The sequence below is a fragment of the Aeromicrobium sp. CF4.19 genome (assembly GCF_051262555.1).
Classification (GTDB): Bacteria; Actinomycetota; Actinomycetes; order Propionibacteriales; family Nocardioidaceae; genus Aeromicrobium.
This window is the reverse complement of the sequence record NZ_JBIMEU010000002.1, coordinates 635,019-643,780: the sequence shown is the minus strand read 5'-3', so window position 1 is coordinate 643,780 and position 8,762 is coordinate 635,019. Positions and strand designations below refer to the sequence as shown.

Here is an 8,762-nt window from a genome sequence, read left to right as displayed (position 1 = left end):
CGGGCGCAGCGCCCGCCTGCACAACCGGGCGCAGCGCATCGCCATCGGACTACGCGACGGCGGCTGCACCTTCCCCGGATGCGACCGACCACCCGGATGGTCAGAGATCCACCACCCCCAGCCATGGTCCGAAGGAGGCCGCACCGACCTCACCGGAGTGATGCTCTGCCCGCACCACCACCGCCACATCCACACCAACGGCTGGAGGGTCAGACACCGGGACGGACACGTCGAGTGGCAACAACCCGGCGACACCCTCTGGCGCCGCAACCACCGATGGCGAGCCTAGAGGCGGGCCGGTCCTGTCGACGGCGACTCGGACCACTGACTGGAGCACGGCACTGCCGCCGGTGGTCCTGGACGTGGGTGCGTCTGCCCGTGCGACCCCGTAGGTTCGGGACGTGCCGCTGACCATCCACCGCGCCGAGCGTGCGGACGTGCTCGTCGACGCGCTGGCGGGCCTGCTCGGGACGCCCCCGGACGACCCGTTCGAGAGCGACGTCGTGGTCGTCGGGGCGACGGGCGTGGAGCGCTGGCTCGCCCAGCGCCTCAGCCACCACCTCGGCGCGGCCGAGGGCCGTCAGGACGGCATCTGTGCCGGTGTCGACCTCGTGCGTCCGGCGCACCTGCTCGCCGAGCTCACCGACCGTGACGTCGAGGACCCATGGGCACCGGGACGCCTGGCCTGGACGGTGCTCGACGTCATCGACGGGGCCATCGACGAGGACTGGCTCGCCATCGTGGCCACGCACGTTGGACGAGGCCTGCCCGAGCGGGACGAGGCGCTGCGCCGCAGCCGCCGGTACTCCACGGCACGACGCACGGCGGCCCTCCTGCACGGGTACGCGGTGCAGCGGCCATGGATGGTGCAGGCGTGGGTCGCCGGCGACGACACGGACGGCGAAGGCCATGGCCTGCCACCGGAGTGCCGGTGGCAGGCCGAGCTGTGGCGACGAGTGCGGCATCGGCTCGAGGCACACCCGCCCCCGGACCAGCGTCTCGCCGACGCCGCGACCGCACTGCGCGCCGACCCCACCCGGGCCAGCCTTCCGCAGCGCCTCTCCTTCCTCGGGCACACCCGGATGCCGTGGGCCGAGCTCGACGTCGTGGCGGCCCTGGCCGAGCACCGCGACGTCCACCTGTGGTTGCCGCACCCCTCCGCGGCTCGCTGGCAGGCCACCACCGGCGGCGACACCGAGCGCCGCCCGGGCCCACGGGGCGCGGCCGGACTGCCCGAGGGCGGCAACGCCCTGCTCACCAGCTGCGGACGCGACGTCGCCGAGCTGCAGCGGGCCCTGCAGACCCTGCCCGGCGAGGCCGCCGTCGACCACCTCGCCCCGCCCGAGCGGCCCACCACGCTGCTCGGCCACCTGCAGTCCGACCTCGGCAGCGACGCCCCGGGCCCGGGCGCTGACCGCCTGCTCGACGAGCAGGACACCTCCGTCCAGGTGCACGCCTGCCACGGGCCGGCCCGCCAGGTCGACGTGCTGCGAGAGGTCGTGCTCGGCCTGCTGGAGGACGACCCGACGCTCGAGCCGCGGGACGTGCTCGTCATGTGTCCCGACGTCGAGACCTTCGCCCCTCTCATCCAGGCGGCGTTCGGCCTGGACGACGTCGCCGGCGACCGCCATCCCGGGCACCAGCTGCGGGTCCGTCTGGCCGACCGCGCGACCGGCGCGGTCAACCCCGTCGCCGAGGTGCTGCAGCGAGTCGTGGCCATCGCCTCCCGGCGGCGCACCAGCGTCGACGAGGTCCGCGATCTGCTCTCCCTGGCCCCCGTGCGTCGACGCTTCGGTCTCACCGAGGACGACCTCGAGCAGATCGACACGTGGACCGTCCAGACCGCGGTGCGCTGGGGCGTCGACGCCGAGGCCCGCACGGCGTGGGGCCTGGGCGGGCTCGCGCAGAACACGTGGCAGTCCGGGTTGACGCGACTGGCCGCGGGGGTCGCCGCGGCCCCGGGCGGCGGTGCCCGGCCCGGCGGCGTCCTGCCCCTGGACGATCTCGCCAGCACCGGGGTGGACCTCGTCGGCCGGTTGCACGAGGCCCTGGCCCGGTTGGGCGACGCGCTGGAGGCCGCGCGCCCCGGGCCCCTGCACTCGTGGATCGGCCTGCTCACGCACGTCGTCGACGCCCTCACCGCGGTGACCCCACGCGACGTCTGGCAGCGCGAGCAGGTGGTGCGGATCCTCGCCCGGCTCGGCGCCGACGACGAGTCCGTCGGTGAGCTCACCGTGGTGGAGGTCGGCGCCGTCCTCGACGACGCCTTCGCCGCCCGCCCCACCCGCACGAGCTTTCGCACCGGATCGCTCACGGTGTGCACGATGGTGCCGATGCGCTCGGTCCCGCACCGTGTGGTCTGCCTGCTGGGGCTCGACGCCGACGTCTTCCCGCGCACTCCCACGCCGCTGGGCGACGACATCCTCGCCCGGCGTCCGCTGGTGGGGGAGCGGGACGCCGCCGGCGAGGACCGCCAGCTCTTCCTCGACGCGATCATGTCCGCCACCGAGCACCTCGTGATCACGCACACCGGCGCCAGCGAGCACACCGGACGTCCGCTGCCGCCGGCCACACCGGTCGGTGAGCTGCTCGACCAGCTCGAGCGCACCGTCCCGGGGCGGGACGTCCGCGGCCACGTCGTCGTGCGGCACCCGCTGCAGGCCTTCGACGCCCGCTCCTTCACCCCCGGGGCGCTCCTGCCCGGACGCACGTTCAGCTTCGACGAGGCCGCGCTGGCCGGCGCACGGGCCACGCTCCGGCCGGCCACCGCGGCGCCCCCCTTCATGGCCGAGGCGCTGCCCCCCGTCGAGAGCGACGTCGTCACGTTGGAGCAGCTGCGTACCTTCGTCCGCCACCCCGTACGTTCCTTCGTGCGCGATCGCCTGGACATCACGCTGCCCTACGAGACCGATCCGGACGACGACGCCATCCCCCTGCACCTGGACCACCTGCAGCAGTGGCAGGTCAACCAGCGCCTGCTCGATGCCGTCCTCGCCGGGGCCACCGGCGAGGAGGCCGAGGCCGACGAACGTCGACGCGGGCTGCTCCCTCCGGGCGTCCTCGCCGACGGCGTGCTCGCCTCGGCCCGTGACCTGGTGGGGCAGCTGGCCGTCCTCGCCGCACCGCTGCGCGTCGACCCTGCCCGCGGCATCGACGTCGACGTCACGCTGCCCGACGGCCGCAGGGTCGTCGGTACGGTGGCGGACGTGCACACCGACGGGATCGTGCGCGTCACCCCGTCCACGCTCAAGGGTCGCCAGCTGCTGCTGCCGTGGGTCGACCTCCTCGTGCTCGCCGCCTCCGGCGCGGGAGTGCCCGCGCACCTCGTCGGCCGTGTGCGCCGCGGAGCGCGCGCCTCCCCGGGCGTGCTCGTCGTCAAGCCACCCACCACCGCCGAGGCCGCCCCTCTCCTGACGGACCTCGTGGACCTCTGGCACCTGGGCAGCACCCGGCCGTTGCCGCTGCCGGTCAAGACCTCGCAGGTGGTCGCGGACCAGCTGCGCCGCCACGATCTCGACGCGGCAGAAGAGGCCGGCGCCCGGGAGTGGGTGGGCAACCGCAGCCGCAACATCGACGGCGAGGACGTCGACCCCTACCACGTGCTCGCCTTCGGCCGCGGAAAGCCACTTGCCGAGCTGATGGTCGCCGGGCTCGACCAGCACGCGATGCGGCTGTGGACGCCCCTGCTGGACCGGATGGACGTCTGATGGCCGATCCGACCGAGTTCCGCATCACCGACCCCATGCCCCGGGGCAACGCCACCACCCTGCTGGAGGCCAGCGCGGGCACCGGCAAGACCTGGGCCATCGCGGCCCTGGTGACCCGGTTCGTCGCCGAGGGGCACGCCGAGCTCGACGACCTGCTCGTGGTCACGTTCGGCCGGGCCGCGAGTGCCGAGCTCAAGGACCGGGTGCGTGAGCGGCTCGTCGAGGCCGAGGCCGTCCTCACCACGGGGCAGGCCCCGGCCGGCGACCCCCTGCTCACCCTGCTGCTGGAGGGCGACGAGGCAGAGCGAGGCGAGCGGCGCCGTCGGCTGCGGCGGGCCGTCGCCGGTTTCGACGAGGCCACCATCACCACCACCCACGGCTTCTGCCACGCCGTGCTGCGCAGCCTGGGCACCACCGGCGACGTCGAGCCAGGCTCGGCGCTCGTGGAGGACGACGGCGACATCGTGGAGGACGTCGTGGCCGACCTCTACCTGCAGGCCGCCGGACGACGGATGCCGCCACCGTTCCCACCGGCCGAGGCTCGCATGCTCGGCGACCGCGCCGTGGGCGACCCTGCAGCGGAGCTCCTGCCCGTCGACGCCCCCGCCGACTCCCCACCGGACCTGCGCCGCCGCTTCGCCGCTGCCGTGCGCGACGAGGCGGCCCGCCGCCGGCTCGCCGCCCGCACCCTCTCCTACGACGACCTGCTGCAACGGCTCGCCGAGGCACTGGAGCCTGAGGGGTCGGCCGCACGCACCGTCATGCGTGAGCGCTGGCGCATCGTCCTGGTCGATGAGTTCCAGGACACCGACCCCGTGCAGTGGCAGATCCTGGAGCGCGCCTTCGTCGGGCACGCCACGGTGGTCCTCGTCGGCGACCCCAAGCAGGCCATCTACGGCTTCCGGGGAGGCGACGTCCACACCTACCTGCGGGCCGCCGCACTCGCCGACGTCCGCCACACGCTCGTGCTCAACCACCGCAGCGACGCACCGCTGGTCGCCGCCGTCGACGCGGTGCTGAGGGGATCGGCGCTGGGCGACCCCGAGATCGTCGTGCGTCCCGCGCGCGCCGCACTGCAGGGCAGCCGACTGGTGGACCCCGAGCACCCCCACCCCTTCCGCCTGCGGGTGCTGACCCGTGAGGACGCCGGGTTCCCGGCCGGCAAGACGGTCAAGATCGGACCGGCGCGCGAGCGCATCGCTGCGGACGTCGCAGCCGACATCGCCGCGCTGCTCACCCGGGACGCCACCTACGACGACGGCACCGGTCCGCGTCCGGTCGGCGCGGGCGACGTCGCGGTGCTCGTGGAGCGGCACGCCGAGGCCGACCTCCTGCAGAGCGCCCTCACCAAGGCCGGGGTCCCGGCCGTGCGTGGCGGCGGGGCCGACGTGCTGCAGAGCGATGCGGGTGCTCACTGGGTGACCCTGCTGTATGCCTTGGAGTCCCCGCACCGCAGCGGCTTGGTCCGCGCCGCCGCGATCGGCCCGTTCGTCGGGCACACCGCCGCAGGGATCGCGGGCCCCGACGCCGACCAGCTCACCGACGCCATCTCCTCTCGTCTGCGCGACCTCGCCGACGTGCACCGAGAACGCGGTACCGCCGGTCTCGTCGAGGCGCTCATCGGTGACGCCGCCGTGGTCGAGCGGGTCCTGGGCCAGGTCGGTGGCCGGCGGCTGCTCACCGACCTCGAGCACGTCGGCCACGTCTTGCAGCGCGCGGCGCGCGAACGAGGGCTCGGCTCGTCCGGCCTGCTGCGCTGGCTGCTGGACCGCCGGGCCGACGGCGCACAGGCCGGTGATCGTGCCCGCCGGCTGGACAGTGACGCCGAGGCGGTGCAGATCGTCACCACGTTCGTCAGCAAGGGACTGCAGTACCCCGTGGTCTACGCGCCGTTCCTGTTCAACCGCTACGACGCCGAGCGCGACGTCCTGCGCCTGCACCGGGACGGCCGACGCTGTCTGGACGTCGGCGGCGACGGCCCGTCCTGGAAGGAGCACGCCCAGCTCGCCGCCTCGGAGCGGGCGGGGGAGTCCCTGCGGCTGCTCTACGTCGCCATGACCCGCGCCCAGTCCGGACTCGTCATGCACTGGTCCCCGTCGTGGGACAGCAAGAACGCCGGCCTGCACCGGCTGCTCCTGCGGCCCGACCCCGACGATCCCGCCGTGCCCGACCAGCTGCCGCCTCCGTCCGACGTCGAGGCCGTCGCCCGGCTGCGAGCCTGGCAGGAGCGCGGCGGTCCGGTCGTGGAGCGGATGGAGACGACGTCGATCCTGCTGCCGGAGTCCACGGACGCCCGGGCCGAGCTCAGCGCCCGCCGCGTCACCCGTGACATCGACGTCACGTGGCGGCGCACGTCCTACTCCTCGTTGGTGCGCCGCGAGGAGGAGGTCTCCGTCGGCAGCGAGCCGGCCGCCGTGGGGCCCGAGGACGAGCAGCCCGTCGAGACCGGTCCATCGCCGGAGACCGCCGGGCTCGGGCCCTCCCCGTGGGCCTCGCTGGCCGGCGGCGCGGCGCTGGGCACGCTCGTGCACGGCGTCCTGGAGGAGGTCGACGTCGAGGCGCCCGACCTCCCGGCCGAGGTGTGGCGCTGCCTGGAGCTGGAGCAACGACGCCGACCGTTCCCCGTGGACTCCGAAGTCCTGGTGGCCGCGCTCACCGACGTGCTGCACACCCCGATGGGCCCGCTCGTCGACGAGCTCACACTCGCCGAGGCGCTCGCGCTCAGGCCGCTGCGTGAGCTGGACTTCGAGCTCCCGCTCGCCGGTGGTGACGTCGTGCGTGGCCTGCAGCAGGACGTGGGCCGGCTCGCCGACGTCGCCGACGTCATGGAGGCCCACCTGGCCCCGGACGACCCGCTGCGCCCCTTCGCGGCGGACCTGCGCGACGCCACGCTGGCCGGCCGCACCCTGCGGGGCTACCTCACCGGATCGATCGACCTGCTGCTGCGCACCCCGACCTCCCGCACCCTCGTCGTCGACCACAAGACCAACCGGCTCGAACCCCCCGACGGCGGGCTCGAGGCGTACGCGCCGAACCGGCTGGCCGGGGCCATGCTGCACACCACCTATCCGCTGCAGGCGATGCTCTACACCGTCGCGCAGCACCGCTTCCTGCGCTGGCGGCTGCCGGGGTACGACCCGGACGAGCACCTCGGGGGAGCGCTGTACCTCTTCGTCCGCGGAATGACCGGGCCCGACGTCCCCCGCGACGCGAACGGCGCGCCCTACGGTGTGTTCGCCTGGCGTCCGCCGTCCTCCCTCGCGCTGGCTCTCAGCGACCTGCTCGACGGAGGTACGTCATGACCATCGACGAGACCGCACCCCTCGATCCCTTCGACGTGCAGGTGGTGCAGGGCGCCACGGGCGTGCTCGGGCAGCTCAACCGGGACGGCGTGCTGGAGGCGGCCGACGTCCACGTGGCCCGCACCCTGGGCCGGCTCGGCGGGGAGGAGGACGAGTCCGTCCTGCTCGCGGCCGCGCTGGCGGTGCGGGCCGTGCGGCTGGGGTCCTCGTGCGTCGACCTCAGCACGGCAGAGGTCGAGTGGCCGGCCGAGGGCTGGTGGGAGCGCGTCGCTGCCAGCCCCCTGACCACCGGACCGGACCGGGTCCTCGTCGCCGAGGAGCCGCTGCTGTACCTGGCGCGCTACCACGACCTCGAGGTGTCCCTGTGCGAGCGGCTCACCGACCGCCTGCAGGTCCCGCCGCCGGACGTCGACGATCCACGGCTCACGGCCGACCTCGATCGGTTGTTCGCTCAGGAGTCGTTCGCCGAGCAACGTGCTGCCGCGGGCCGCGCGGCACGCGGCTGGACGTCCGTGCTGACGGGAGGGCCGGGCACCGGCAAGACCACGACCATCGCCCGGCTCCTGGTGGCGCTCTCCGCCCAGCACCTGGGTCGGTCCTCCCGTCCGCTCACGGTCGGGCTCGCCGCACCCACCGGCAAGGCGTCGGCCAGGATGCGCGAAGCGATCGTCGAGGCAGCCGGCGCGGAGGTCTTCACCGACGCCGAGCGGACGTGGCTCGGATCGTTGGAGTCGCTCACGCTGCACCGCCTGCTCGGCCCCCGCCCGGACCACCGCACGGCCTTTCGTCACCACGCCGGGCAGAAGCTCCCGCACGACGTCATCGTGGTGGACGAGACCTCGATGGTCTCGCTGCTGATGATGGAACGGCTCGTGCAGGCGGTCTCGCCGACGTGCCGACTGGTGCTGGTCGGCGATGCCGAGCAGCTCGCCTCGGTCGAGGCGGGTGCCGTGCTGCGGGACGTCATCGACGGCCTGGCCGGGTCGGCCGGCGAGACGGTGACCCGACTCACCCGGGGGCACCGCTTCGAGGGTGTCATCGGCGACCTCGCCGAGGCAGTCGTCGGTGGCGACGCGGATCGCACCATCGACCTCCTGCAGTCCGGCGACGAGGCCCTCACCTTCGTGGGCCCCGAGGCGCTCGACCGTGTCGTGTCGGTCCGGCCCCGAGCCCAGGCCCATGCCGTTGCCCAGGCGGCGCTGGACGCCGACGCCGATGCCGGGCTGGCCGCTCTCACCGAGCACCGGCTGCTGTGTGCGCATCGCGACGGTCCGTGGGGCGTGCAGACGTGGAACGAGCGGCTGGAGCGCGCGGTCCGGACCTTCCCCGACCCCGCCCGCCCGTGGTTCCCGGGTCGCCCGGTCCTCATCACCCGCAACGACGCCTCGCTGGGGGTGCACAACGGTGACGTCGGCATCACCCTCGACGACGCCGGCCGGCTGGTGGTGCGGCTCGACACCGGGCGCTCGGTCTCGGCGGCCCGCCTCGCATCGGCCCGGAGCGCCTACGCCAGCACCGTGCACCGCAGTCAGGGCAGCGAGTTCGAGCACGTCACGCTGCTGCTGCCGCAGGAGGAGTCCCTCGTGCTCACCCGAGAGCTGCTCTACACCGCCATCACCCGGGCTCGCACCTCGCTGACCGTCGTGGGCACGCCGGACGTCGTGCGAGCCGCGGTGGAGCGTCGCACCGCCCGGGCCAGCGGCGTCGCCCAGCGGCTCCGGGAGATGCGGGCCGCCGCCCGTCCGTGAGCGCT

General features: G+C 74.4%; 4 protein-coding genes. All 4 read left to right on the top strand.

Going from position 1 to position 8,762, the window contains the following annotated elements; genetic code table 11:
- Positions 1 to 289 (top strand): HNH endonuclease signature motif containing protein (locus ACHAAC_RS07675; RefSeq protein WP_435715501.1); only part of this gene is annotated, 289 nt, incomplete at its 5' end.
- A 112-nt stretch (positions 290 to 401) separates the two neighbouring features.
- The gene (recC, locus tag ACHAAC_RS07670; protein WP_435715500.1) at positions 402 to 3,707 is read left to right on the top strand and encodes an exodeoxyribonuclease V subunit gamma; all 3,306 of its coding nucleotides are present in this window, start codon (positions 402 to 404) and stop codon (positions 3,705 to 3,707) included.
- Positions 3,707 to 7,009: a UvrD-helicase domain-containing protein gene (locus ACHAAC_RS07665; protein ID WP_435715498.1), complete on the top strand. Its 3,303-nt coding sequence runs from the start codon at positions 3,707 to 3,709 to the stop codon at positions 7,007 to 7,009. The genes recC and ACHAAC_RS07665 overlap by 1 nt, the downstream gene beginning before the upstream one ends.
- Positions 7,006 to 8,757, top strand: coding sequence for an exodeoxyribonuclease V subunit alpha (recD, locus tag ACHAAC_RS07660; RefSeq protein WP_435715497.1), 1,752 nt, complete (start codon positions 7,006 to 7,008; stop codon positions 8,755 to 8,757). Before ACHAAC_RS07665 ends, recD begins: the two co-directional genes overlap by 4 nt.
- Positions 8,758 to 8,762 lie beyond the last annotated feature (5 nt).

Excerpts from the sequence above, each read along its gene's own strand:
- ACHAAC_RS07665 (WP_435715498.1), top strand. The coding sequence starts at position 3,707 with ATGGCCGATCCGACCGAGTTCCGCATCACCGACCCCATGCCCCGGGGC.
- recD (WP_435715497.1), top strand. The coding sequence starts at position 7,006 with ATGACCATCGACGAGACCGCACCCCTCGATCCCTTCGACGTGCAGGTG.